Source organism: Zhongshania sp. (assembly GCF_047636175.1).
Taxonomy (GTDB): Bacteria; Pseudomonadota; Gammaproteobacteria; order Pseudomonadales; family Spongiibacteraceae; genus Spongiibacter.
Genome location: NZ_JBLIKC010000020.1, coordinates 1 through 26,015, shown reverse-complemented (window position 1 = coordinate 26,015; position 26,015 = coordinate 1). Strand labels below are relative to the sequence as shown.

At 45.4% G+C, this 26,015-nt stretch carries 20 protein-coding genes; 13 read left to right on the top strand and 7 right to left on the bottom strand.

The window, feature by feature from the left end; translation table 11 throughout:
- Positions 1–36: 36 nt before the first annotated feature.
- The 3 genes from ACI955_RS12550 (at position 37) to ACI955_RS12540 (ending at position 2,562) form a co-directional block, all read left to right on the top strand.
- Positions 37–1,101, top strand: a complete 1,065-nt coding sequence (locus ACI955_RS12550) for an LLM class flavin-dependent oxidoreductase (RefSeq protein ID WP_415244086.1) — start codon at positions 37–39, stop codon at positions 1,099–1,101.
- A 15-nt stretch (positions 1,102–1,116) separates the two neighbouring features.
- Positions 1,117–1,707, top strand: coding sequence for an NUDIX hydrolase (locus ACI955_RS12545; protein ID WP_415244085.1), 591 nt, complete (start codon positions 1,117–1,119; stop codon positions 1,705–1,707).
- Positions 1,708–1,791: 84 nt separating this feature from the next.
- A complete protein-coding gene (locus ACI955_RS12540; RefSeq protein WP_415244084.1) occupies positions 1,792–2,562 on the top strand; it encodes an SDR family NAD(P)-dependent oxidoreductase in 771 nt (256 codons plus the stop codon).
- 657 nt (positions 2,563–3,219) lie between these two features.
- On the opposite strand, the gene ACI955_RS12535 is transcribed toward ACI955_RS12540, so the two are convergent.
- Positions 3,220–4,245: an NADP-dependent oxidoreductase gene (locus tag ACI955_RS12535; RefSeq protein WP_415244083.1), complete on the bottom strand. Its 1,026-nt coding sequence runs from the start codon at positions 4,243–4,245 to the stop codon at positions 3,220–3,222.
- Between the two features lie 329 nt (positions 4,246–4,574).
- Between ACI955_RS12535 and ACI955_RS12530 the strand changes: the two genes are divergently transcribed.
- From ACI955_RS12530 to ACI955_RS12510, 5 genes are all read left to right on the top strand, one after another.
- A complete protein-coding gene (locus tag ACI955_RS12530) occupies positions 4,575–6,941 on the top strand; it encodes a TonB-dependent receptor (RefSeq protein WP_415244082.1) in 2,367 nt (788 codons plus the stop codon).
- Between the two features lie 916 nt (positions 6,942–7,857).
- Entirely contained in the window at positions 7,858–9,162 is a 1,305-nt protein-coding gene (locus ACI955_RS12525) for a porin (protein WP_415244081.1), read from the top strand.
- Between the two features lie 47 nt (positions 9,163–9,209).
- On the top strand, positions 9,210–10,835 hold the full coding sequence (locus tag ACI955_RS12520; RefSeq protein WP_415244080.1) for a BCCT family transporter: 1,626 nt from the start codon (positions 9,210–9,212) through the stop codon (positions 10,833–10,835).
- Between the two features lie 78 nt (positions 10,836–10,913).
- Positions 10,914–12,794 carry a putative nucleotidyltransferase substrate binding domain-containing protein gene (locus ACI955_RS12515; RefSeq protein ID WP_415244079.1) on the top strand — a complete coding sequence of 627 codons (1,881 nt, stop codon included), beginning with the start codon at positions 10,914–10,916 and terminating at the stop codon, positions 12,792–12,794.
- 9 nt (positions 12,795–12,803) lie between these two features.
- Positions 12,804–13,556 carry a 3'-5' exonuclease gene (locus tag ACI955_RS12510; RefSeq protein ID WP_415244078.1) on the top strand — a complete coding sequence of 251 codons (753 nt, stop codon included), beginning with the start codon at positions 12,804–12,806 and terminating at the stop codon, positions 13,554–13,556.
- Positions 13,557–13,645: 89 nt separating this feature from the next.
- Here ACI955_RS12510 and ACI955_RS12505 read toward each other — a convergent pair whose 3' ends face one another.
- The 4 genes from ACI955_RS12505 to ACI955_RS12490 form a co-directional block, all read right to left on the bottom strand.
- Positions 13,646–15,274, bottom strand: coding sequence for a long-chain fatty acid--CoA ligase (locus tag ACI955_RS12505; RefSeq protein ID WP_415244077.1), 1,629 nt, complete (start codon positions 15,272–15,274; stop codon positions 13,646–13,648).
- Positions 15,275–15,365: 91 nt separating this feature from the next.
- Entirely contained in the window at positions 15,366–16,616 is a 1,251-nt protein-coding gene (locus ACI955_RS12500; protein WP_415244076.1) for a cytochrome P450, read from the bottom strand.
- A 106-nt stretch (positions 16,617–16,722) separates the two neighbouring features.
- Positions 16,723–17,673 (bottom strand): alpha/beta hydrolase, encoded by a 951-nt coding sequence (locus ACI955_RS12495; RefSeq protein ID WP_415244075.1) that lies wholly within the window; start codon positions 17,671–17,673, stop codon positions 16,723–16,725.
- A gap of 24 nt (positions 17,674–17,697) precedes the next feature.
- Entirely contained in the window at positions 17,698–18,147 is a 450-nt protein-coding gene (locus tag ACI955_RS12490; protein WP_415244074.1) for a DUF3237 domain-containing protein, read from the bottom strand.
- A gap of 455 nt (positions 18,148–18,602) precedes the next feature.
- Here ACI955_RS12490 and ACI955_RS12485 point away from each other — a divergent pair, with 455 nt between their 5' ends.
- Positions 18,603–18,980, top strand: coding sequence for a carboxymuconolactone decarboxylase family protein (locus tag ACI955_RS12485; RefSeq protein ID WP_415244073.1), 378 nt, complete (start codon positions 18,603–18,605; stop codon positions 18,978–18,980).
- A 71-nt stretch (positions 18,981–19,051) separates the two neighbouring features.
- Here ACI955_RS12485 and ACI955_RS12480 read toward each other — a convergent pair whose 3' ends face one another.
- Both ACI955_RS12480 and ACI955_RS12475 read right to left on the bottom strand, forming a co-directional pair.
- Complete coding sequence (locus tag ACI955_RS12480) at positions 19,052–20,383, bottom strand: spinster family MFS transporter (protein ID WP_415244072.1); 1,332 nt, start codon at positions 20,381–20,383, stop codon at positions 19,052–19,054.
- 341 nt (positions 20,384–20,724) lie between these two features.
- Positions 20,725–21,864, bottom strand: a complete 1,140-nt coding sequence (locus ACI955_RS12475; protein ID WP_415244071.1) for a zinc-binding dehydrogenase — start codon at positions 21,862–21,864, stop codon at positions 20,725–20,727.
- A 345-nt stretch (positions 21,865–22,209) separates the two neighbouring features.
- On the opposite strand from ACI955_RS12475, the gene ACI955_RS12470 reads away from it, so the two are divergent.
- From ACI955_RS12470 to ACI955_RS12455, 4 genes are all read left to right on the top strand, one after another.
- Positions 22,210–22,695 (top strand): hypothetical protein, encoded by a 486-nt coding sequence (locus ACI955_RS12470; protein ID WP_415244070.1) that lies wholly within the window; start codon positions 22,210–22,212, stop codon positions 22,693–22,695.
- A 69-nt stretch (positions 22,696–22,764) separates the two neighbouring features.
- On the top strand, positions 22,765–23,601 hold the full coding sequence (locus ACI955_RS12465; protein WP_415244069.1) for a helix-turn-helix domain-containing protein: 837 nt from the start codon (positions 22,765–22,767) through the stop codon (positions 23,599–23,601).
- 102 nt (positions 23,602–23,703) lie between these two features.
- A complete protein-coding gene (locus tag ACI955_RS12460; RefSeq protein WP_415244068.1) occupies positions 23,704–25,509 on the top strand; it encodes an acyl-CoA dehydrogenase in 1,806 nt (601 codons plus the stop codon).
- 31 nt (positions 25,510–25,540) lie between these two features.
- On the top strand, positions 25,541–25,999 hold the full coding sequence (locus tag ACI955_RS12455; protein WP_415244138.1) for a MaoC family dehydratase: 459 nt from the start codon (positions 25,541–25,543) through the stop codon (positions 25,997–25,999).
- The last annotated feature ends 16 nt before the right edge of the window (positions 26,000–26,015 follow it).

Here is a 26,015-nt window from a genome sequence, read left to right as displayed (position 1 = left end):
GAAGTTAAATAATAACATTAAGGTTGGGGAATTATAATGGAAAAAATTGGTTTACAAATAATGTTTCAGAACTATGGCAGTAGCATGTCAGATGTCGATCATGTTCAGGAAGAGATTGCGATTGCAGAGATGGCGGAGCCAATGGGATTCGACGAAATATGGCCAGTGGAGCACCATTTTACTGACTATTCAGCGTGTCCAGATAATACTCAATTTTTATCATACCTAGCCGGTAAGACATCAACAATAAGGCTTGCAACTGGTGCTGTAATTTTGCCATGGAATGACCCGCTTCGCGTTGCCGAGAAGATCAACTTTCTAGACCATCTGAGTAATGGCCGAGCCATTCTAGGTGTGGGTCGCGGCCTAGCGCGGTGCGAGTATCAAGGTTTCGGTATCAATATGGAGGAGTCGCGTGATCGCTTTGATGAATCGGCCGAAATGATTATTAGAGGATTGGAAAGCGGCTTTTTAGAAGGAGATGGAGAGTTTTACAAGCAATCTCGAGTGGAGATACGCCCGCGACCTATTTCTACCTGGAAAGACCGTTTCTACTCCGTAGCCATGTCGCCAGACTCAGTCTTGCAAGTAGCCAAACTTGGCGCTCAGATGATCCTCTTCTCTAATAAAAGTGATGAGAAGCTTAAGGACTCTATTGATATGTATAACACTGAGTATCGTAAATATCACAACGATGAACCTAAGCCACCGCGTCTTTGCGATTTTGTTGTGTGTCATGAAGATGCTGCCGAAGCAAGGAAGTTAGCTAAAGCGCATATTGGTGGGTATTTTGCGTCCGTGATGGATCATTATGAGTTAGCTGGCGATCACTTTAAAAACAGTAAGGTTTATAAGTCTTATGGCGACGATATCGATATATACGAGAAGACAAATTTCGATACACTCATGGATGCGTATATAGACTGCAATTTATACGGTACTCCTGAGCAAATCACCGAACGAGTGGAGCGTCGCCGAAGCATTATTGGTAATTATGAGCAGAATATCTGCGTAAAATTCGGCGGTAACACTCAACAGGTGGCTATTCATACTATCAAGTTATTTATGGGTAAGGTGCTTCCAGCGCTGAGAGCGAAGTAGGCAGCGGGCGTTATATTGTCTGAACTTGTTGAAGGTGTTGCTATGAAATATTGTCAATCTTGTGGTTCGTCGGTGACCTTAAAAACGCCAGAGAATGACAGCTTGCCACGTCATACGTGCAACGCTTGTGGCAAGGTCTACTACAGAAATCCAGTCGTCGTTGCAGGTTGCATACCTTTTTGGAAAGAAAAAGTACTCCTGTGTCGCCGGGCTATTGAACCGGGCTATGGTTGCTGGACTGCGCCCGGCGGCTATGTCGAAAGTGGTGAAACTGTTGAACAGTGTGCGCAGAGAGAGGCATGGGAAGAGGCCAGGATAAAAATAAAACTTGGTAAAATACTATCTGTAACAAATGTGACTGCTGCAAACCAAGTTCATGTTTTTTTCCGCGCTGACATGATGTCAGCAAATTTTGAAGTGGCAAGTGAGTGTCTTGAGGCACGCCTTTTCGACCCTAGAGATATCCCCTGGGATGAAATTGCTTTCTACAGCGTAGAAGAAACCTTAAGACGAGAGCTAGAAAGAGACAGCGGCCTATTTGGTTTGCATCGATTCCCATTGAATTTGACGTCGTTAAGACCGCCGCGTAGATCTGTTTCTACTTAGTCATTTTTAGACGCTGCAGATAAATGATGTTATCAAGATATAAGATCATAAAAAATTATATGAATTCTATTATAAGGGAAGATTATGACCAATGACTTATTTTCTGTCAGGGGAAAGCTTGTGCTAATTACCGGTGCGTCATCTGGTATAGGCTACTCTTTAGCAAAAGGGCTTTCTGCCGCTGGTGCGGTGATTGTTGCCGCGGCACGACGTATCGACAAGTTAGACGCTCTCCGAGAAGAAATTGAGTCAAGCGGCGGTAAAGTGATAACGGTCAGAATGGATGTCAGCGACAGAGATAGTGTTAATGTGGGTTTTGATTTTGTGAACGAACAGGTCGGTGTCATTGATACTATTATCAATAATGCTGGTATAGCGGCTCCCGGTAGTTTCCTGAAAATTAATGAAGAAAGTCGTAACTCTGTTATGGATACAAATTTTAACGGTGTCTGGAATGTCGCTCAAGAGGGCGCGAGGCGCATGATAAAAGCGGATAAGTCGGGTTCAATAATAAATATTTCTTCTGTTTTAGCACTGGGCGTTAAGCCAGGTCAATCAATCTACTGTGCGTCGAAAGGGGCAGTTGCGCAGCTCACACGAGGCATGGCACTCGATTTAAGTAAATATAATATTCGTGTAAATGCGATTGCCCCAGGGTGGTTTGAAACTGAGATGAGTAAAGACTTTTTTGATTCCATGGAAGGACAAGAGTATATCGCTAGAATGCCTGCAAAACGCTTAGGGAATCTGAACGAGCTCAATGGTCCAGTCATTCTTTTAGCCAGCGAAGCGGGTTCTTTTATGAACGGTGTTGTCATGCCGGTAGATGGGGCGCTCAACGTAGTAACGATATAATACGATAGTTTTTCAAAAACCGGAAAGACGGATTCGAACTATATGATCATCAAGCGTCCGCTAGTGAATAATTTCAAAGTAGCTGAATAAAACGAAAAATTGATAAATATCAATTGGTGTTAATGATAATTTTAAAATCGTGAATGCGGTGGAGTTACATCACTATATTTTTATAAAATAAGTGATTTTAGGAATATAATGATGATAGATAGTACAATAAAAATTGCTCTAGCCGCAGTCTACGTATTAATTTGTAATCTAAGTATGGCAGGCCCCCGGCGCTAGACGCCGTACCGGGCACGCCAGTAATTTTACTTTTGTTGGATATTCTGGCCCAGAGCCCGCTCTGAATAATCTCGCTACTAATAATTGGATTTTTGTAAGCGGTCGGGATTTTGTCCCCGCCGCTAGCATGAATACTCTTCAGTTGTCGCTCGCCGCTAAATTAACTCATATTACTTCGGTGACTATCATGACAAACTTTTATTGAATTGATGCCGCTAGGCGGAAGTTTAGATCGAGTATTAAGTGAGCTAAGGCGGAATTCTTCCTGCAGTATCGACTTAGCGTAAAATTTTATCCTTTTCAGTAGGAATAAAACTGGAGTTATATTCTAAATCCCCCGCAGCTGGTCATGCTAGGCGGGGAACAGTTTTGTTACGGCTCTAAGATCAATTTTCCGAAGTTACCGCCATCAAAAAGTAATTTGAAGTATTCACCGAAGTGATCAATACCCTGGCGAATATCTTCTTTAGATTTTATTTTTCCTTGCTGGATCCATTCGCTGAGCTGGCTTACTCCCTCGTGGTAGCGTGAGTAGTAGTCTAGTACTACAAAACCTTCCAGCCGAGCACTTTTAAACAGAATCGGAATGTAATCAATTTCGGCCCTGATGCTTAAGCCCGAGGCATTATACTGTGATATCGCTCCACATATGGTTACTCGGGCGTTGGGGTTTATATGATTTAGCGCTGCGTCAAGTGCTGCCCCGCCGACATTGTCAAAAAAGACGTCAACCCCGTTAGGGCAGCTTGATGCAATAGCATTATTTAGGTCTTTTACATTCTTGTAGTCTATTGCGCTATCAAATCCAAGTTCCTCTACGAGATATCGACATTTTAGCTCGCCGCCTGCGATGCCTACGACATTACATCCTTTTATCTTAGCGATTTGTCCCGCGATGCTGCCAACAGCACCGGCTGCGCCAGAAATTAGAACCGTTTCCCCTGATTGAATTTTGGCCACATCTGTTAAGCCGAAGTACGCGGTCATTCCTGGCATGCCAAGAATGCTGAGGTGCATCGATTTATCTAAATTTGAAAGCTTAGTTATGTCAAGCTTTTCGATTGCAAGGACGCTATTTAGTTTGCAGAATTTTTGAACCCCAAACATACCAGATAATATGTCGTTCTTAGCGAAAGAGTCATTCTTCGACTCAATCACTTCTGCCAAGCCTAAGGCCCGCATAGTTTCATCAATTTGGACAGCCGGCATGTAGGACTCCACATCGTTGATCCATCCTCTCATTGCTGGGTCAACTGAAATATACATTACTTTAACAATAAACTCGCCAGGCTTTAGGTCTATATCCATGTTTTCTTGAATGACCTTCCAGCAATCAGGGCTGACATTTCCGTTGGGCCTTTTGTTAAGAACAATTTTTTTGTTATGTACGGTCAACATGACATTCTCTCCGGAAGTAAATACCAGCCTACTTTAACGGTTTTTTTTGGTCATCAACCTATTAGTAATAGGGGGGAGTAGATGCTACTTGATGTGATGGTCTACGCGGGCATTTATCTGGATAGTATCTGCCAATTGAGAATCAAAGTGTTGATAACGCATGGACTATAATTTTTGAACATGAAATAGAGCCATCCAGTCTCTATAAGAAAATTAGTATGCCTTGTTTGGTGTGGTTTTTTAAAAGTGAGATAGATGAAAATTTATTTTAAAAGCCCATGCCTATTTACCAAGATGTGATTGATATAATTAAAATAAGGATAAGGTGAATGAGAGAGACAGATTGTAATTTTTCTAAAAGTATATTCTGTGTATTAATGCTTGGGGCATTCGGTCTTGCCAGCATCCAGTCCTTCGCTGAATCTAATACTAGAAATCGAATGTTAGAAGAGGTTGTGGTTACTGCGCAAAAGAGGGAGGAGAATTCTCAAGATGTACCAATTACGATGGCGGCGTTGGGAAGTGAAAAATTGGAAGCATTTGGTATTGAGCAAACGGCTGACTTAGAGAAAATCATTCCCGGTCTTACATTCACTCAGCAGTACGGATATACAGTAATTTATTTACGTGGTGTAGGTAGCGAATCATTTCTACCTAATTCCGAGCCGAGTATTGCTTCTTACGTAGACGGTATTAACATTGCGTCTGCTCATGGAAAATCTGATGCAGTTGGCCCCGTTGAGCGTATTGAGGTCTTGAAAGGCCCCCAGGGGACTTTATACGGAAGAAGCGCTACTGGCGGCGCAATCAATATTATTTCAAAATCGTTACCGGCTGAAGGCTATGAAGGTTTTATTAATTATGGCGCTGGGAATTACGATGACCGGCATGCGCAAGGCTATTTTGCTGCGGCGCTGACAGATAGCACAGGTGTGAGCTTTTCTTACTATAAGGATCAACGCGACAATATAAACGTGCGCGCGGTAAATGGTGTAGTACAGCACGATGACAAAGAAGATTTTTCTGAGAGCTATCGAGTTAAATTAATACAAGATTTCGGTGAAAATATTCGTATTACGGGTATTGCTCAAAAAACAGACGTTCAGTTAGCCGATGCGGATAAAAAAGTTAATATTCGTCCCGCCGGCCTTTCTATCGGTGCTCAGGCCCAGCAACCGAGTCGCTTAGTGGAAAACGACAAAGAAGGCCAAATGCGCACAGATGCTGAACTTTATGGCTGGATATTTGAGTGGCAATTTGACGTGGTAGCACTTAAGTTTGTTTACTCCGATCAAGAGTCTTTAACTTATGATCGCACCACCACAGATTATGACGGCACCAGCTTAAACAAGGTTAGTTTTTTTACTTACAACGAACCTGTTTTTCAGAAAACGTATGAGTTCCAGCTTAGCTCCACTGAAAATAGCTGGATGTCCGACAAGCTTACATGGGTAGCTGGATATTACCATTTGGAGGGCGGTGGTGGTTTTGAGCGTATTTTCTTTGAGCTCTCACCTGAGATCGCTAGCGGACTTGTTACTGGTTTTGCTGGATCAGTCGGAGATTTGTTAAATGACTTGCTATCACCTGTTACCAATAGTTCCGTATATTTAGAGGCGGGCGGAAAGATAACCATTGATTCCGACTCAATATTCGCCGAGGCAACGTATTCACTGACACCCAGTTTTAATATTACGTTGGGCGCGCGCTATCAAGAGGAAACTCGTGGTTTAATTAATAGTTACTTTGATATTGTAAATCCTATTTTTGGAACGCCTACGGAGGAGTATTTTGACAGTGATGATCGAAGTCGTAATATTCGAGTCGGTACGTTCAACAAGCCCGAACTCGAAGATGTTTCGGTCGCTCCGCGAGTGGCTTTACAGTGGTTTGCCAGTGATGATGTGCAGGTTTACTCCTCTGTAGGAAAGGGCTTTAAGAGTCAGACATACAATATTCTCAATTTCTTTTCCGAGCCTGATGAAGTCGATAAGTCTGAAACAACGTCGCTGGAGATTGGTTTTAAATCAGATCTACTGGACAGCACACTGCGTCTAAACGGGGCTTTTTTTAATACGATTACCAAGAACCCTATTTCGGCGTTTGTTGGTCTGACATCAGGCGGAGTAGTTAATTATTTTAATGCTAAGGAATCCACGATAAAAGGAGGGGAGGTGGATTTACTATTTCAGCCGATGCCTAGTTTAAACCCAGGTTTAGTGGTTTCAGGCGGGGCATCGTATATAGAAGCTAAATTTTCTGATTTCAAAGATGGGCGAGGCTATGACGAAGATACGGGATTAGCATATGGGCCTGGTGCCTTAACATTACTAGCTGAAAGAGATTTTACTGGCAATGATGTACCACGGACTCCGGCCTTTAGCTCTAATATCGCGATTAATCAAGGTATAGAGTTAGGCGATTTTGGTTATATTGAGCTGGCGGTCGATTATGCGTTTAAAGACAGCTTTTACTATACAGCGTCAAATACGCCTCATGCGCAACAGGCGCAATACGAGCTTTATGGCGCACGGATGAGCTGGATATATGAGCCCAAAGGTATAACCCTAACTGCTTATGTAAATAATATTAAAGATGAAGATTATTATGTGGCGATGGTTGAGAACGACTTCGGGGTGTCCGCAGCATTAGCACCGCCACGATTGTATGGTGCAAAAATTAAGATTGATTTTTAAAGAGAATTATTTAGTCGCTATATGCTCCGGGATTTAGATCCCTATACGGTTTAATATCAATGATTTTATAGTTCAATGCCGGATTTAAGCGACAAGTACATGAGGTCGATCGATCATACTGATGATCACTAAAAATCATAGTCGTACTGCCTCTTTTCTGGGATTTAATGTCCGTTGAATATTTAGTGTCTAAAATTAATTCGTTAAAGAGGAATGTTAATAGTGTAATTGAAAGGAAGAGGGCGGTTAAAGTATAAAATATTAGGCTATGCGACAGAATAAAATTATAGTTGATGTGAATATATTAAGATAATTAATAATTTTATCCCATACTTATGACTGTATTTCTTAGATTTCTTGAATTTTTATATTAATTAATATTACGTATATAAGAGACTCTGTACCGGATGGAGATTGCACAGTATCCGGTACACCCATTTAATGCCATTATTAGAAATATAATAATAACGAAGTCTCTAATACGCGCAGATTTAGGTCTAACCGTTATATGCAAGGTTTTTGTGTTACAGTACTCGTCGATTCATACTAAATTACTTCATAGCCGCTTATTAGGTCAAGTTTAGGCGTGATTTTAGAGAACCTTGCAAAGATAGATCAGTGCGATTTATGGCTAAGCTATTTTTTTCATTGCTAATTTGTCTGTATTGGTACCTATACCTTAGTGCTGATATAAAACAAAGTTAGCCTTTTATCGCCAAAAAGATAACCATCTATTATTTATAATAACAGCATAATCGCGTATTTAATGCCGGCCAATAAGGTATTTTTCAATAATGCTTTATTGATAGTGTATTACACCGAAAAGAGACGTTTTTTTCCAACACATCGCCAACTGCTTTTAATAAGTTGCGCGTGACTCATTGATTCAATCGAATTTTTATTACCGGGAGTTACTATGAATAAGCATCTTTTGCTGTCAATTGCGCTCGCAAGTACATGTGCCAGTCCGATATATGCACAAACTACAGAAGTTTCCGCAGCGGAGCTTGCCAAGCTCAAGGCTCAAATCTCGTCATTGCAAGCGAAACTGGTCGAGATTGAGGAGCAAGCAAATGAAACAACGTCAGAAGTAGCGTTGAATACTCAAACCTTAACTAGGCAGAAAGTTACTGAAGCAAATCCAGTCGAGGTCGAGTCTGAAGACGGTATTACCATCGGTGGGGCCATTCGCAGTAATTACAATTACACCTCCTATAGTGAGGGTAATAAAGATCGTGGCGGGGACTTTGATTTTGATATCTTTCGCATAAATGTTCGAGGTGAAATTGGCGATGTCTCCCTCAATGGGGAAATTCGATTCTTTGACTATATGAGAGCGATTAAATACGCTTATGTTGGTTACCAATTTAGCCAGAATTGGGAAGTGCAGGCCGGTATTACTAAGGTGCCATTTGGTAATAGCCCATATAATTCGCAAAATTACTTCTTCAGTACTAATTACTATCTCGGTTTGGAAGATGATTTTGATTTAGGTGTGGTCTTTAAGCGCAGTGTCGCTGATAACTGGCAGTTGGATTTAGCGTTCTTTAAAAACGATGAGTTAGGGGGCGTAGATGGTTATGTGGATAATCGTTCTGACCGTTATTCCTACGATATTGTTGGCAGTCGGGCGCCAGGTGATGGAATTTATGATGAGCCAACGCAGCCTTTAGGTGAATACAATACGTTTAGTGGTCGCCTTGCCTATCATTTTGAGCAGGGAGAACTGTCCACCGAAGTAGGGATATCAGCATTAAGCGCGGGCATTCACGACGGCGATAGACGCGTTGGTGATTATCAAGCCTGGGCACTACATACCAATAGCCAATATCAAAACTGGCATTTGCAGTTGCAACATAGCGAATATAGCTACGATATTGCTCAGGTCGATCGTATTGCCGTAGGTGCCTACTCTTTTTATGATTCTATTGCCGCTGAAGCCACCTCATCTACGGCGAATCTAGCTTACGACTTGGCTGTGAACTTCGGTCCGGTAACAGGGCTTCAATTTTATAATAACTATGGGATTGTTTACGACAAGTCAGATAGCAGTGCCGATACGGTTATGAACGTGACTGGGGTGTCGGTAGCAGCAGGCGGACTGTTTACTTATTTTGACTGGGTGCACGCCAAAAATCAGCCGTTTGTAGGTGGCAGTGCAGCCGGTAACAGCAGCGAGTATGAGCAGCGCTTTAATATCAATATCGGCTATTACTTCTAAGCTAAAAAGTGTCACAAGTTTAAAAAACACATAGCAAGGACAATCTGATGACAGATAATACGGACCCTATGGTTCCTGATGGTAGGGTCAACGCGATTGATACCGACTATCAAGTAGGCCAAGACAATATTCTAGTTAATCTCGGCCCTTTTGGTTTAGATATACACAATAGAGTATTTGCTATCTCAGCACTCATGGTAATTGCCTTTGTTGCTCTTACCTTGTTTTTCCAAGAACAAGCTGAGCCCATGTTTAATGGGGTAAAAAACTGGCTAACCACTAATTTGGACTGGTTTTTTATTAGTGCAGCAAACGTATTTGTGCTGATCTGCTTAGCGCTTGTAGTTTCGCCTTTAGGGCGAGTGCGCTTAGGCGGTACTGAGGCGACCCCGGATTACAGCTACCTGGGCTGGTTTTCGATGTTATTTGCCGCAGGCATGGGCATCGGATTAATGTTCTATGGCGTCTCAGAGCCACTGACACATTTTACGACCTCCTTTGCCGGCACCGCAGGCGAAAGCGGCATGCGCACTGATTGGGCTCCACTAAGTGGCGCCGCAGGGAATGCAGAGTCAGCAGAACGTTTGGCAATGGCGGCTACTATTTATCACTGGGCATTACACCCCTGGGCGATTTACGCCGTGATGGCGTTGGGTTTAGCTTTGTTTTCTTTCAACAAAGGTTTACCCCTGACTATTCGGTCAGTATTTTATCCGATTTTAGGTGAGCGTGTATGGGGCTGGCCAGGTCATATCATCGATATTTTGGCGGTGTTGGCGACCTTATTTGGTTTGGCTACCTCTTTGGGTTTGGGGGCATCTCAAGCTGCTGCCGGCCTGCACCATCTGTTTGGAATTGCCTTAGGGGAAACGACCCAGATCTTGTTAGTGATTGGGATCACCTCTTTAGCGCTGATTTCAGTGGTAAGGGGCTTGGATGGGGGGATCAAAAAATTATCTGAACTCAATATGGTTCTTGCTCTGCTACTATTGTTTTTTGTATTGATCGTGGGTCCAACCCTCGCTATTGCGACAGGTTTTTTTGAAAACATCGTTGCCTATTTTCGTTATTTGCCAGAATTAGCAAATCCCGTGGGCCGCGAGGACAGTAATTTTGCCTCTGGTTGGACCGCATTTTACTGGGCGTGGTGGATATCCTGGAGTCCTTTTGTGGGCATGTTCATCGCTAGAGTGTCTCGTGGTCGCACAGTACGTGAATTTATTATTTCAGTATTGTTGATACCCTCGGTCGCCTGTGTGTTTTGGATGACTGTGTTTGGCGGTACGGCGATAAAACAAGTTGTGGTAGACGGTTTTCAAAAAGTCGTTGAGACTGACTTACCATTGCAGCTGTTTACAATGCTCGAAGCGCTGCCTTTGTCCAGTATCACCTCGTTCATTGCCATTGTGCTGGTGATCGTATTTTTTGTGACCTCATCTGATTCCGGGTCGCTGGTGATTGACGTTATTTCCGCGGGTGGCAAGGTAGAATCGCCAACGCCACAGCGAGTCTTCTGGTGCGTATTTGAAGGTCTGGTTGCGGTATCGCTGATTGTGGGTGGCGGCTTAGTGGCCTTACAGGCGATGGCCATATCTACTGGCTTGCCTTTTACCTTGGTGCTGTTGGTAGCCGCATTTTCCACGGTTAAAGGCCTGATGTCAGAGCCTAGATAGTTCGCGAATTGGCGTGCGCTCGTCTTGAAGCTATAATGCTTCGAGGCGAGTTATGCTAGTAAAGTACGGAGCTCAATAATGCAGGCTGACCAATCCGAAGTGTTGGATTTTTTTCGGCGTCACCCACCATTTTCAAACTTACCTGACAAAGTGCTGGGCGACGTAGCCAATAATATTGAAGTCGCTTATTATCGGGCGAAGTCGGATATATTGCCCTTAGGGCAAGACAATCATCAGTGGTACGTCATCCGCAGCGGCGCGGTAGAAGTATTTCGCCGAGACGGAAAATTATATAATCGCCTAAAGGCGGGCGAATTTTTTGGCGAACAGAGCTTAATGCTTAATCGCCCAGTTCGTTTCCCTGTCACCGCCCTTGAAGATACCCTGGTGTACCTCATCAGCAAGGAAACTTTTAATTATTTATTCGATAATTTCGAGCATTTTGCAGATTTTGTTGAAGTGGAAGATCAAACCCGTTTACGTCAATCCATGGTCAAGTGGGAAGACGATAATACCTTGCTAACAGCTAAAGTAGCGACTTTAATCACCGCTTTACCGGTCACCGTATTCAGCTCCACCACGGTGCATCAAGCCGCTATTCGCATGACCGAGGAGAATCTATCCTCACTATTAATCATTCGTTCCGAACAAGACCAGATAGAGCATGAAGATCCAGTTATCGGCATTATTACTGACTTAGACATTCGTGAGCACATGGTTGCACAGGGCTTAAGTAGTGATATTCCAGTGGCGGATATTATGACGTCAGAACTGATCTATGTGCAGAGTCATCAGTTTGTGTTTGAAGCGATGATGCTGATGCTAAAACACAATGTTCAGCATCTTCCTGTTCTTAAGAAAAAAGTGCCTATCGGCCTTATTAGTCATCTCGATATTTTGCGTTACGAATCGCAAAATAGTTTATTTGTGGTGAAGAGTATTTATAGTGCCCAAAGCGTCGATGAGTTAGCCGTGCTTACTCAGGGAGTACAAGGTTGTTTCACACGCATGGTGCACCAAGACGCCAACTCGCAAATGATTGGCAGTGCGATGGCTGTGGTGGGGCGTAGTTTCAAACAGCGCCTGTGTGAGCTTGGCGAGATGCATTTAGGGCCTCCGCCGGTGCCATATTGTTTTTTAGCCTTAGGCTCAATGGCGCGCGGCGAACAGCTAATAGTGACCGATCAGGATAATGCTCTTATTCTTGATAATAACTTTGATCCCAAGTTACATGACGAATATTTTAGGGGCTTGGCGGCCTTTGTCAGTGACGGTTTGGCGCGTTGTGGTTATAGCTATTGCACAGGAAATATAATGGCGAGCAATATTCAGTGGCGACAACCATTGGCTGTTTGGCAGCAATATTTTAGTCAGTGGATTGAGCAACCTAGTGCAGAGTCGTTATTACACAGCGCAATATTTTTTGACCTAGAGGGTGTGTGGGGTCAGATCCATTGGGCAGAACAACTTAATGTTTTTATCCGTCAAAAGGCACAAAAAAATCCGCGATTTTTAGCATGTATGGCTCGTAACGCCTTGCTCAGAACGCCTCCCTTAGGATTTTTCAAAGATTTTGTGATGGAAACAGATGGTCGCCAAACTAATTCTATCAATATGAAGCGTCGTGGCACCGCCCCGATCGCCGATCTCGTTCGCCTACATGCTTTGGCTGTGGGATCGTCTGCGCGCAACACCTTTGATCGCCTAGAAGATATTATTGAGGCGGGAATACTACCGCCTGGCAGAGGGCTCGATTTACGCGATGCACTAGAATTTATTGCTATGGTAAGAATCCGTGATCAAGCCGTAGATATCGAGTTAAAACGCGAGCCGGACAACAATATTGAACCCGAGAATTTATCAGATTTTGAGCGCAAAAATCTTAAAGAAGCCTTTCAAATATTAAGTAGCGCTCAGCGCTTTATGAAGTTCAGATATCAACTGGGCAGGGTAAATTGAGGAGCTTACATGTTTTATCTTGCCAGAAAACAGTTTGCTGGTCAGGCTCATGCTATGTCGCAAGGCGGACAGGTGGACTGGTCCAGTCGTTTTGCGCTACTGGCGAAAACCAGTAAATATCCTGCCTTAAAAGCCTTTTATGAGCAGGGCGTTGTGCCACCGTCAACGCTAATTACCGACGTGCCTATGGTGGCCTTAGATTTCGAAACTACCGGTTTGAACCCCAAGCAAGACAGTATTATCAGTATTGGTTTGGTACCCATGAGCACCAGCCGTATACGTTGCAATGCCGCTAGACACTGGATTATAAAACCAGAAACACGCTTGCATTCAAGTTCTGTTGTCGTTCACGGTATTACCCATTCCGCGGTAGCTGATGCCCCTGATTTTTCTACCTTAATCGACAAGTTGCTAGGATGTTTGCAGGGTAAAATTGTTGTCGCCCATCACAGCCCTATAGAGCAACGTTTTCTATATGCGGCGCTTAGACGTCATATTCACGAGGGTATCGAATTTCCCGTCATCGATACCATGGCTCTCGAGGCGCGCTTCGCTCGCACTATTCGTCAAAATCTTTGGCGCAGTCTGCTTGGGCGACAAGCGGAATCCATTCGCCTAGCTGACAGCCGCACTCGCTACCACTTGCCTTACTATCGACAACATAATGCTTTGACCGATGCTTTAGCCTGCGCTGAACTACTTCAAGCCCAGTGTGCAACGAATCTACCATCAGACACGCCGATAGGCACTATATGGAGTTAATTTGGGGAGGTGAGCTTTACTTTATTTAGGATGTGATACCCGCAGTCACTTAGTGCCTTATGATTTTTTAAAAATGAGTGTGTGCATTGTTATTTCGGAATGTAATTGGCGAATTGACTTCGGAGATCTTTTTTGCTTATTTTTCCGGTGGCAGTGTGTGGAAGTTCGTCAATAAATACTACATTTTCGGGTACCCACCATTTAGCGACTTTGCCGCCGAGATAGGATAAAAGCATTTTCTCATCGATTATTTCTCCAGCTAACTTTACCGCGATTAGTAGCGGACGTTCGCTCCACTTTAAGTCTGGTATACCAATTACCGCTGCTTCAAAAATTGCTGGGTGACCGACGGCTGCGTTTTCTAGCTCTATGGAGCTTATCCATTCACCGCCGGATTTAATAACATCTTTGCGGCGGTCGGTAATACGCATATAGCCCTGTCTATCCATACAAGCGACATCGCCGGTTTTTAGATAGCCATGTTCGTCATGGCTAGTGATGCCTTTGTCCTTGTAGTAGCCGCTGCAAATCCAGTTTCCTTTAATGCGAACCTCCCCAATGGACTCACCATCCCAGGGCTGGATGCTCCCATCGTCGGCGACAATTCGTAAATCAACGCCGAATACGGGGCGGCCCTGTTTTAGACGAATTTGGTTTAGCTCCTTTTTGGGCAGAGCATCCATTCCTGACTTAAGCGTGTTGAACACACCTAAGGGGCTAGTTTCCGTCATGCCCCATGAGTGATGGGTGTAAATGCCGTGTTTTTCCTGGAATTCTTCTATGATTGATAAGGGGCAGGCAGCGCCGCCCACCACGATTCGTTCTAAACTTGATATTGTTTTGCCACTCTCTCGCAGGTAGTTCAGTAGTGCCAACCATATAGTGGGTACCCCGGCAGAAATAGTAACCTGTTCACTACTAATTAGGCGCTGCAAGGTTTCTCCATCGCCCATTTTGGATCCGGGGAAAACAATCTTCGCACCCACCATTGCTGCGCAATAGGGAATACTCCAGGCGTTAACATGAAACATAGGAACAATCGGTAGTATTACGTCCTTAGAAGAAAGGTTCATCGTATCTGGTAGTGCCGCTGCATAGGAATGCAGTACGCATGAGCGATGGCTATACAAGACGCCTTTGGGCTTGCCCGTTGTACCTGAGGTATAACAAAGCCCACTGGCGGTATTCTCGTCAATATCTGGCCAGTTAAAATGATCAGAGTGGCCTGCAATAAAGCTTTCGTAGTCTTCAATATTCGACAGGCTGGTTTGAGGCATATTGGCTGCGTTGGTCAAGACTACTATCTTTGTTAGCTTCGGTAGTTTGCCTTGTGATTGTTCAAGCAGCGGTAGGAAGGCCGGGTCAGTAAACAGTAATTTGTCTTCGGCGTGATTAATAATATAGTCAACTTGCTCAGGAAATAATCGTGGGTTGATGGTGTGGCAAACCGCGCCAGAACAGGGTACGGCATAATATAGCTCGAAATGTCGGTAATCGTTCCACGCTAATGTGGCGATTCGATCACCGGTTTGGACTCCTGCCGCTGCCAGTGCATTTGCGAGTTGTCGACTGCGACGGAACGCATCTGCGAGAGTATAGCGATGTAGTGGATTGTCAGCGGTACAGGATACAACTTCAACATCTGGAAATACGCGATCCGCAAACTTCATAATCGACGTAATCGTGAGTGCTTGTGTCATCATCTGACCGGCTAACATTAGCTGTACCTCCTAGAATTATTGTACTAATTTGATGGTGCATGAGAGTGCGCCGATAATAATCGGTTCACCCTTCGGTGGCGTTTTAAGTTTATGAGAAGGTGACTGGATAATTCCCCATTACGCGAAAGAATGAGGGTGACCAGACGATGCCGCCGGCGTTGATTTTTAGGTGTTTTGTGCGCTCAGAAAACTCGGTTAAGGCATGCCGCGCTTCCATTCTGGCCAGCTGATTCCCTAAACAGAAGTGAGCGCCACCACCGAACGAGACATTGGCATTACGCTCACGCAAAATATTAAAGGTGTCGGGATTTTCAAACCGCATGGGGTCGTGGTTCCCTGCCGCAATATGCAGCCAGAGTACGGCATCCTTCGGGAGTAATTTACCGCCGATTTCAAAGGGCTCGGTTAGTACTCTCCATATAAAGTGAATGGGTGCATCGTAGCGCAGCCCCTCGTCAATTACCGCGTTGACGCGGCTAGTGTCCTGACGAAAGAGCGCTAATTGATCTGGGTGTTCTATCAGTGAACGGCAGCCATTGCCGATAAGTCCGATTGTGGTTTCATAGCCGGCAACAATAATTCCGATAGCCTGAACCGCTAGTTGCTCATCGGGTATAACGCCATCTTGATCGGCAGAAATAATTAGCTGACTGACAAGATCTTCACCGAGGTTTTTTCGTCTTGTCGCGACAAGTTTTTCAAAGTAATCAGCGATATCATTGCCGGCCTGTCGCAATTGTTCTTGCACTTCTGGAGGCAGGAATCGGGCGAAGAACCCATTAGTTCTGATGGCCGTGAGGCGATCGAACATTTCTCGATCTTCCTCAGGAATACCCATGATGGTGCACACCATTCTAGATGGCACTACCATCGCAAGGTCTTTGATAATATCTAGTCCACCATCAGCTAGAGCTTTATCCATAACCTCTTTTACAGTTTCTATTACCGCACCTTCCATTGCGCGCACCGTCTTCATATTCATGGAACGTACAATTATTTTTCGTAAGCGGGCATGCTCGTCGCCATCTTTATTAAGAACAAACTCTAGGAAACTGCCACGCCGATCTAGTGGATCGAAGCCGGGAGATAAACCACTTGAAAGGGTTTGGCTAGTTTTGGCATTTCTCAGTATATTCTGAATATCGTCGAATCGATTGATGCGCCACGTGTTTACCGGAGTGAGGTTTATTGGATCTGCTTCGCGCAGCGCGTTTATTCCTGGGTACGGGTCGATGCGATAGTCAGGGTCAAACGGATTGATGCCTTTCCAGTCGCCTGGTCCGCCATTAGCCACTATGTTTTCGTCATACGCTGTGTAATCGAGTTTAACGCTTTCCATGACACTTCCTTCTCGCAGATTCATTTGTGATGATCATGGTTTAGGGATTAGGGCTTAGGGCTGATACCGACAAGCCATGATCTATTATTTATTTTCTTAAATGTGCCTAAGATCTATACCGATCAATAAAGGCAGACAGCTCTGCGATGGCGCTATTTGCTTCGGGCAAATACGGTGCAAAAGCATGCCAAACATGGACCATCCCAGGGTAGACACTTAGCTCGCCTTCACCCCCGTGAGCTAAGTGTTCCCTCATAAATATCTTAGAATCGTCGAGGAGTACTTCAGAGCCACTAACCTGCATGAGCAGTGGAGGAAGATTTTCTATCGCTGCCTTTAAGGGTGATATCTCAGGGCTATTGGGGTCTAGGCCTCCGGAATATAAGCCTCCCGCAGCCAAAATAGCCGGTGCTGATAGCAAGGCATCTGAGGCTTGATTTTCTACCATCGACGTCGACTGCGCAGTGAAATCTGTTAATGCCGATAGAGTTGCGGCGGCGCTAGGCTGTATTTTAAGAGCGTTGCGCCGACGGAGGAGCGCAGCTAAAACCAGGCCGCCACCAGCAGAGTCGCCGACCATGAATAATTGATCGGCTTCACTGCGCCCAGCTGGTGAATTCATCGCTAACCAATTTGTGGTCTTTATGCAATCGTCTAAGGCCGCTGGGTAGGGGTGCTCCGGTGCAAGGCGATAATTGATACTCAAAACCACGCAAGCGGTTTGTGCGGCAATACGAGAAGCAAGCGCCCTATGTGTAGATGCTGAGCCGGCTAGGCCACCGCCACCGTGCACATAGAGTAGTCGTCTGCCCGGGTCTGAATCGACATGAGTAATCCATTCGCAAAGAGTATTGCCAGCTTGTATTTCGGCGGCACTGCAATCTGCGCTCATGGTTAGCATAGAAAGCATGGCCTGAGGCTTATCCTCATGGCCGGTGAATATGCGCTCGACGGTTTGTCGAAGACCGTCAACAAAGTCTTCCGCTTTGCCCTGAGCAAGCTTTGCGGCCTCATTACGCATATATTCTTCTACGATATTTGCTTCCAGGGATCTCACTAACGCGGCTCCATTCTACTTTTATTAAAGTACTTTAAAGATGTCATATATGACTTTGCCGCCGCCAAATGTCCGAAGTTTTCCGATAAAAACATATTCGTTTAGCCAAGCATATTTTTCAGAGTTCGTTTCAATATATGGTGCAGATCGAAAGTATATTTCGTCGCCGGTGATGGTTTCGCCAGACCCGATGCGAGCTTGAAAGTTTTCGTCCATATGTACTACGCCGCTATAGTTGACGTAAGCGTGGTTTCCGTCATCGAGTAAAATGGTGAACCGTACATCCAGTCTCCAATGACCATTGGGCATAACTTGAATCCAGTCGCCAGCTGGCTGCTGCATTTCGCCGGTGATGCCAGGCCCTTCAAACGATCCGCGCAATACATTAAAAATTAAGCGATTATTTATGGCGACTGGTGCATTTATCTCGCCTACTAAGGTCATGGCGTATTCGGTTTTTACATTTTCAATCATGATCACCGGCTCTCGTTGTTATAGTTGAGCTAGCATGCTGATGGATTGTTGGTGGAAGCGCCCCCCCCCTATTAGTAGCCACCTAACCTATCATTTTTAGCGGCTATGCATATTGGCGCGGTAACTATACATACTGCGGGGCGCAGGCTTTAAAATGGTGGCGCGGTTGATGTGCGCAAGCGATTATTCGTGTATCAGATGCGCCTAATACAGTTATATTTTTCGATTGCGACTCGGACACGCTTGTTGACAATCAATACTGCTAATAGCTGTGGGATTGTAACGAGGTGTTTGTTGTATTCATGCTATAAGACATAGTCAGCAAGTTTGATATCATGCTCTATGATGTCCTGCTTATAAGAAGGTAGTTAAATAGTTGTTAGTCAGCCTTACGTGGATAATATTACAATCGCTTACAAACCCTGTTTTAGACGAACTGCTACTAGTGGATTTTTATGAGTATTGAAGATCAAAAAATCGGCGAAGTTATTCGTCGACAAGTCATGGGTAGCTCCCATGTCGATGCGTCGCTGGGCAATGCCAACGCTTTTGATATGCCGCTGCAAGAGGCGGCAATGGAGCATGCTTGGGGCGGAGTATGGGCCCGAGATGGCCTAGATGGTAAAACCCGCAGTATTATCACGGTGTCCATGTTAATTGCGCTGCAGGCGCACGGAGAGCTGAAAGGCCATATTCGAGGCGCACTTAATAATGGCGTCAGTGCCGAAGAGATCCGCGAAATCATCATGCATGCTGCAGCGTATTGTGGTTACCCAGCCGCGCTCTCTGCCATGCGAGTGGCGAGAGAGGTAGTCGATACTTGCGGTGACTAGCGATATTCGCTGTGGTTTTTCAATAGAGCGTGTCAATGGGGCCCTTCAATTGGCCCCTTTGGTCCGACGCGTCAGTCCGGAGCGAGGGCTAAATCTGCCTTCAAGTGTCGTGATGCCGCATAGAACGATATTGCCGCTAAAGCCATTATTGGCGGCACTATATAGAGCAGTGCGGTACCCAAGGCGGACGCACCCAAGCTAGGTGTGAGTATGTCGCTGAGGATACCAACACTCCACGGTCCCAATCCTAAGCCAATAATATTGAGGATAAAAAATAGTACAGCAGACGCCGTAGCACGCATGCTCAGACCCACCAATCCGTGAGTCATGGCAATAACATTACCTAAAAAGCTATTTATAACAATGCTCGGAATGACAAGGGACATTAAGGCCATATATTTGGTCTCAACAGTGAATGCTGCAATGTTGAAGGGAATGCCAATAAGTAGTGCGAGCATGGGCATCCACATATACCAGCGCTTGTCGCTTTTACCTAGTTTGTCAGAAAGGTACCCGCAAGAAATCATACCTATAGCGCCGCCCAAGCCTAATATAGCTGCCAGCCATGTCCCTAACTCGCCAGTCGTCATGCTATGGCTGCGAATCATAAAGGAGGCTATCCAGTTCGCTGTTGCGTAACCAGCAAAGGCGTTTAGCGCTGCGCCAATGGACAGGTAACGAAACGACGGCCGGTTCCACAGCACGGAAAATACTTCTCTAAGTGATGGTTGGGTCGTGCTTGCCTTTCTTAATTCAGATTGACCACGCTCAGGCTCATCCATCGTAAATCTAACGATAATCGCAAGTAATATACCCGGTAGCCCAACCACGACAAATGCGACTCGCCATCCGAAAAACTCGTTTAGCCAACCACCAAGTAAAAAACCGAAAAGAATACCAATACTGACGCCAGAAGAATAAATGCCCATTGTAGTTGCGCGCTTCTCAACGGGGAAAATATCAGAAATGATGGAGTGGGAGGGTGGGCCGCCACCGGCTTCGCCAACACCAACGCCAATTCGGGCAAATAACAGCTGCACAAAGTTTTGCGCTAGGCCGCTAATACTGGTCATAAAGCTCCAAATGAAGACCGCAAGTGCAATAATATTTCGGCGATTGGCGCGATCTGCCCAACGTGCAATGGGAATGCCTGCGGTTACATAAAATGCTGCAAAGGCAAACCCAGTGAGTAAGCCCAAATGAGAGTCCGTTAAGCCTAGGTCGGCTTTAATTGGTTCTTGAAGAATAGCGAGTAATTGTCGGTCTATAAAATTAAAGCTATAAACAACGGTCAGAAGACCGAGCGAGTAATACGCCGCGCTTGTTGGGTTGGATTGTGGCGGCGTGGCTTTATCACCCGGTTTGGTACTGGTTTTAGACGTATCTTTATAATCAGCGCTCATAACTATCGATTCCCGCTATTTATTGTTATGGAAATATCTCGAACTTCATACTGATTGCGGTTTTAAAGACCCATTACCGCCAGCTTGATATGTGAGTTCGTGGCTATTTTTATAATTGATTCATCTGCTTATCTAAGACACATGAATGAGGTGGAGACTTTAATATATCCGTGGCACTGCTTTTAATAGCTATATACCGTCAATAAAAACCCCATCGCTACAATGGGCTTTACTAGCGCCAGTATCGCAACGGCCTAGCGCATCTAAAAATTAAAGAGTAAGCAGAGATCGCTAAAGTTATAATTATAAATTAACTAGCGATCTCATATGTTGTGCCCTAGCTATTTAGAAGGATTAATCAGGAATTTTCTGCCGGTAGCTTGCTGGCTATATGCGGCAACAATATCTTTATCAAGCGCTTCTGTCAGAGAAATTTCATCGCTGTAATGGCTGGCAAAGGTGGTGTGCAGCTCATTGGCTACCCGCTGACGCAACTCCATTGTTTTCTCCAGGCCAACCTTTTGAGTGAAAGGTGTGAGAAGCCAAGCATTGATACCCCAGCTAAAGCCAAAGTTACGGTTAAGAACAGTTGGGGACATATCCAAACCACCATAAATATATAGCTGTTTAAATGTGGTGGAACCATAAGGCCCGGGATGTTGATCACCTTTTAACGCCGCTTTTTCCATGCAGCCTAGAATATGACTCCCGAGATTGCCGCCGCCGGTGGCGTCGAAGGCGATATATGCTCCCGTTTCTTCAATAGCGGCAGTCAGGTCTGCCATAAAAGTATCATCACTGGAATTGCATACATACTTCGCGCCCTGAGCCTTTAGTAACTCAGCCTGCTCTTTTTTGCGCACAATATTGATCAAGTCGATGCCGTCGTTGAGACAAATTCGGTTGAGCATTTGACCTAAATTCGACGCGGCAGCAGTATGGATAATAGCTTTGTGACCTTCCATTCGCATGGTTTCTACAAACCCCAATGCGGTAAGCGGGTTTACAAAGCAAGAGGCTGCTTCTCTTGCAGTAGTGCCCTCGTTCAGTGTCATGCACTGCATAACGTTAACCTTTCGGTACTGACAATACAGCGCGCCGTCTAGCACCGCGACGGTTTTCCCCAGTAAGGCTTGTGCGGCGTCACTGCTACCCGCTTTTACAACTGTACCTGCGCCCTCGTTACCCGCAGCGAGTGGTTTACCGACTCGGGGTTTAACGCGGCTCTCAATGCCTTTGCGTAATTTAGCGGTATAGGTCGTGTCAGCTCCGGTTCCAGTAGTTTCGCCGGTGGTTACGTCCGCTGGTATGATGAGGGTCATCTGATCGGATGGATTAATAGGGGTCGCTTCAATTCTCACTACCACTTCGTCTTCGCCGGGTTCGGGCACCGGTGCCGATTTCAAAAATAATTTTAGGTGGCCATCCTCAGTAACTAATGATCTTAATTGCAGGCCGGATGTAATCGTGTCGTTGCTCATAGTGTCTGTCTCCTGAAAAAGTCTTTTTAGGTTTATGATTATTTTTTCGCTTAACAACAGCCTATCATCAACCGTCGCCAAGGTATCCATTATCTCGGGATGGCGAGAGTCTTAGGCCGCGGGCCGACTTGCTAGGTGGCAGGTGAGTTGACGGCATACGGATACTGGTAGAATTAATGTCTGCTGTGGCGGTCTTGAGGTAATCGATCTGGTCTAACTATGATTGCGTGGTTGTTTTATGTTTAATACCGCGTGTTTAGAGGCTTCAATCGATGTCTCAATGAGATGTGAGCGAATACTTTTTATAGTTGCTGTTATTGGGTTATGTATGAAATCGGTGCAAAGATGATAAAACCAAAGGTACTCACAGTATTCTTGGTGAGCTGGGTATTGGCAGCTTGTGTCCAGATTCCTAATACCCCAGCCACTTACAGCGGCCCTGTCGCTCATCTCAATGATAGTATTAGAAAAGTGTCGATGATCAAGTGGCATTTTTATGAATTATCGATGGTAGATGATAGGCCCATATATGCCAGCTCTGCTTGCACTTACGACGGCGGTGCCAATAGCCAGCTGGGTTCAGACGTGTGCCGAGGGCGTCACGCTGTGCCTGCGGGTAACCGAATAGTACATATTCGCGCGGTCAATTATCTATCGGTGCCGTTTTTTTCACTATTCAATAACATCTACAAAGTTGAAGGCGATGTCCTTGTCACATTAGAAGCCGGTGCGGAGTATTTTGTGAAAGGTGAGCTCACACAAGGTGATGCCGCCGTTTGGGTAGAGGATGCGATGGGAGAGTTGGTGTCACAAAAAATTGAAACGCGATAGGACTTTACGTGGTGTTTGCTAACTGGTTTGATGACGACAGCTGGTTCTTACTTCGTGATAACATTGTTAATGAAAAATAATAGTTCAAAAGTGGTTTTCGGGCGCTTTCTTAAGTTTTGGCGCGGTGTCCATCATCTTAGCCAAGAAGATCTGTCGGATCGCTTAAGCAGCTCACCGCGGCACATCAGCCGCCTTGAAAACGGTAATAGTCGGCCCAGTGAAGTCATGGTGCTGGATATTGCTCGAGCCATGGGTCTGGGGCGGCGTGATGTAACCCATTTATTAATCGCCGCCGGCTACGCTCCCAGAGAAGAGCGGGTCGATTTCAATGCGCCGGAGTTAAAATGGCTTCGCAAGGCCTTGATGATGAATTTGCGGGCGTTAGACCCGTTTCCCGCCTCGGTAGTGGACAGCTCGGCCAATATCCTAATGGTTAACCGCGGCTGGGTAAGCTTTTACTCACGAATAGTGAGCGACGAGGCGCTAGCATCGGTCACCAATTTTTACGACTTTATATTTAGTAATTCTGGTCCCGGTAATATTGTCAGCGATTGGCCGGACACCTTGTCCGCTATTTTGATGTCTATTCAGCAAACGGCTTTGTTCTCTGGCACGGACGTCGCAAACGATACCATTGAGCGTCTACAAGCCTACCCAAATGTGCCCGCAGATTGGCCTCAGCGCGCCGCGCGCACCGAGCCTATGGCGAGTTTTCGGGTGCAATTAGACATTGATGGCGAGTTAAAGCGGTTTTTTAGTGTTGGCACCATGATGGGGGCTTTGGGGCCTAGCGCCTTTGCCTCTGAGCCCCAGCTTAGCATCATTACCATGTATCCTGAGGATGAGGCATACACCTTTGGCGATGCCTCAGGTCAGGCTCTAGCGCACCCCTTATTATTTTATTAGCCGCTAAACGGCTCGGCTATTTCATCTAGACATTGGGTGTCGTGGCGACTGAATGGTCAGTTTGTCAGAATGTACCCCTACAAAACAATTAGGTCAGATTATATGTCAGCGCCAATACTCTCTGAACGCGATATACAGTTTATGCTCTACGAACTATTTGATGCTGAAAAGCTCATAAATCGAGCTCGTTACGCGGATCATTCGATAGAGACCTTTAATGCGGCAATTAACACTGCCCAGCAAATAGCCACTAAATACTTTTTGCCTATTCGTAAAAAAATAGACAGTAATGAACCGACCTTTGACGGCGAAAAGGTCATTATGATCCCCGAGATCAAAGAGGCTTTAGATGCTGCTCAGGCTGCCGGCTTAGGTGCAACCACGGCTGATTTTGAATTGGGTGGCATGCAGTTGCCACCTATAGTGGCCGCAATGGTAAGTGCCTACTTGACCGCCACAGGTAGTACCACCATCGGTTATATGGCGTTGACCTCAGCTAATGCCAGCTTAATTGAAGCTTATGGCAGCCCAGAGCAAATTAAAACCTGGGTTGAGCCGATGCACGCGGGACGATTTGCGGGCACCATGGCCATGACCGAGCCTAGCTCTGGGTCGGGCTTGGGCGATCTCACCACCAGCGCCGTTAAAGCCGAGGATGGCAGCTATCGCATCACCGGTAATAAAATATATATCTCAGGTGGTGATCACGACCTCAACGAAAACATTGTGCATTTGGTACTGGCCCGCATTAAAGATGCGCCAAGAGGAACCAAGGGTATTTCACTGTTTATTGTTCCCAAAACTCTTGTCAATGAAGATGGCTCACTGGGCGAGCGCAATGATGTTGTATTAGCGGGTCTATTCCACAAAATGGGTGGCCGTGGTCAAACCTCCTGCGCCTTGAACTTTGGTGAAAATGGCGGCGCGGTGGGATATCTAGTGGGCGAGGAAAATCGCGGCCTGATGTGCATGTTCCACATGATGAATGAAGCCCGAATCATGGTAGGTACTGGCGCTGCGACTCTAGCTCTCACTGGCTACCAGTATTCCTTATACTACGCAAAAGAGCGGCCCCAAGGTCGTCTGCCATCGAGCAAAGACCCTTTGTCAGCGCCGGTCAATATTATTGAACACGCCGATGTGCGGCGTATGCTACTTGCCCAAAAAGCCTACTCAGAAGGCGCCATGGCACTGTGTTTGTTTGGCGCCCAATTGGCGGATGACAGCCATACCGCCGACACAGAAGAAGCTCGGAAGTACGCGCAGACGCTGCTGGATTTCATTACTCCAATCGTTAAAACCTGGCCCTCTGAGTATGGTCCCAAAGCCAATGATATTGCCATACAGGTCTTGGGCGGCGCGGGTTATACCAATGATCATCCGGTAGAGATGTTCTATCGCGATAATCGCTTAAACCCGATTCATGAAGGCACCACTGGTATTCAGTCGCTAGACTTACTTACGCGCAAGGTCCCAATGAACAATATGGCGGGCTATTCACTGATGCTGGGTGAATTTCAGGCAACCATAGATCAAGCTTTAAAACATACTGCTTTGGGCGCGTTAGCAGAGCAAATGGCAGAATCTGTTGCGGTACTCAAAAGCACCACTGAGTTCCTGCTAAAATCGATGTTAGATAAAAATATTGATATGGTTTTATCTAATTCGGTGAAATACCTAGAGCTATTTGGTAACGTGGTTATTGGCTGGTTGTGGCTCAAGCAAGCGATTGTTGCGGTTGAAGCACTGGCTAAGTCGCCACACGAGAGTGACCGTAGCTTCTATCAGGGTAAGGTTCAGGCGACACGCTATTTCTTTAGTTTTGAGCTTCCTCAAATTCACGTCTGGTCTAAAATTCTGACTGATCTTGATAGTAGCTGCTATGACATGCAGGCCGACTGGTTCTAATGATAATTAAAAAAATGAGGATTGCCCCATGGTGACATTTGTTGATAAAGAACAGGTAGCCGATAAGATCGGATTTGAGCCAGAGCCAACGGCTTGGTTTACTGTTACCCAAGAAACTATTAATAAATTTGCTGACTGTACCTTGGATCACCAGTTTATTCACGTCGATCCAGAAAAAGCCAAAACCTCGCCCTTTGGTAGTACAATTGCCCACGGTTTTTTGAGCCTTTCTATGCTCTCGCATTTTGCCGAGGAATATAGTCTCATAATCAATGGTTTTTATATGGGCGTGAACTACGGTTTTGATAAAGTCAGATTCCTTGCCCCCGTAAAAGTGGGTAAGCGCATTCGTGCGGTTCCAAAGATTTTAGACATAAGCTCAAAGAAGCCCGGTCAGTATTTATTTAAGACCGAGGTGACGATTGAAATTGAAGGTGAAGACAAGCCCGCCTGTGTGGCGGAATGGCTCAGCATGCAAATGGTTGCTTAAGGGATAATATAAAAAA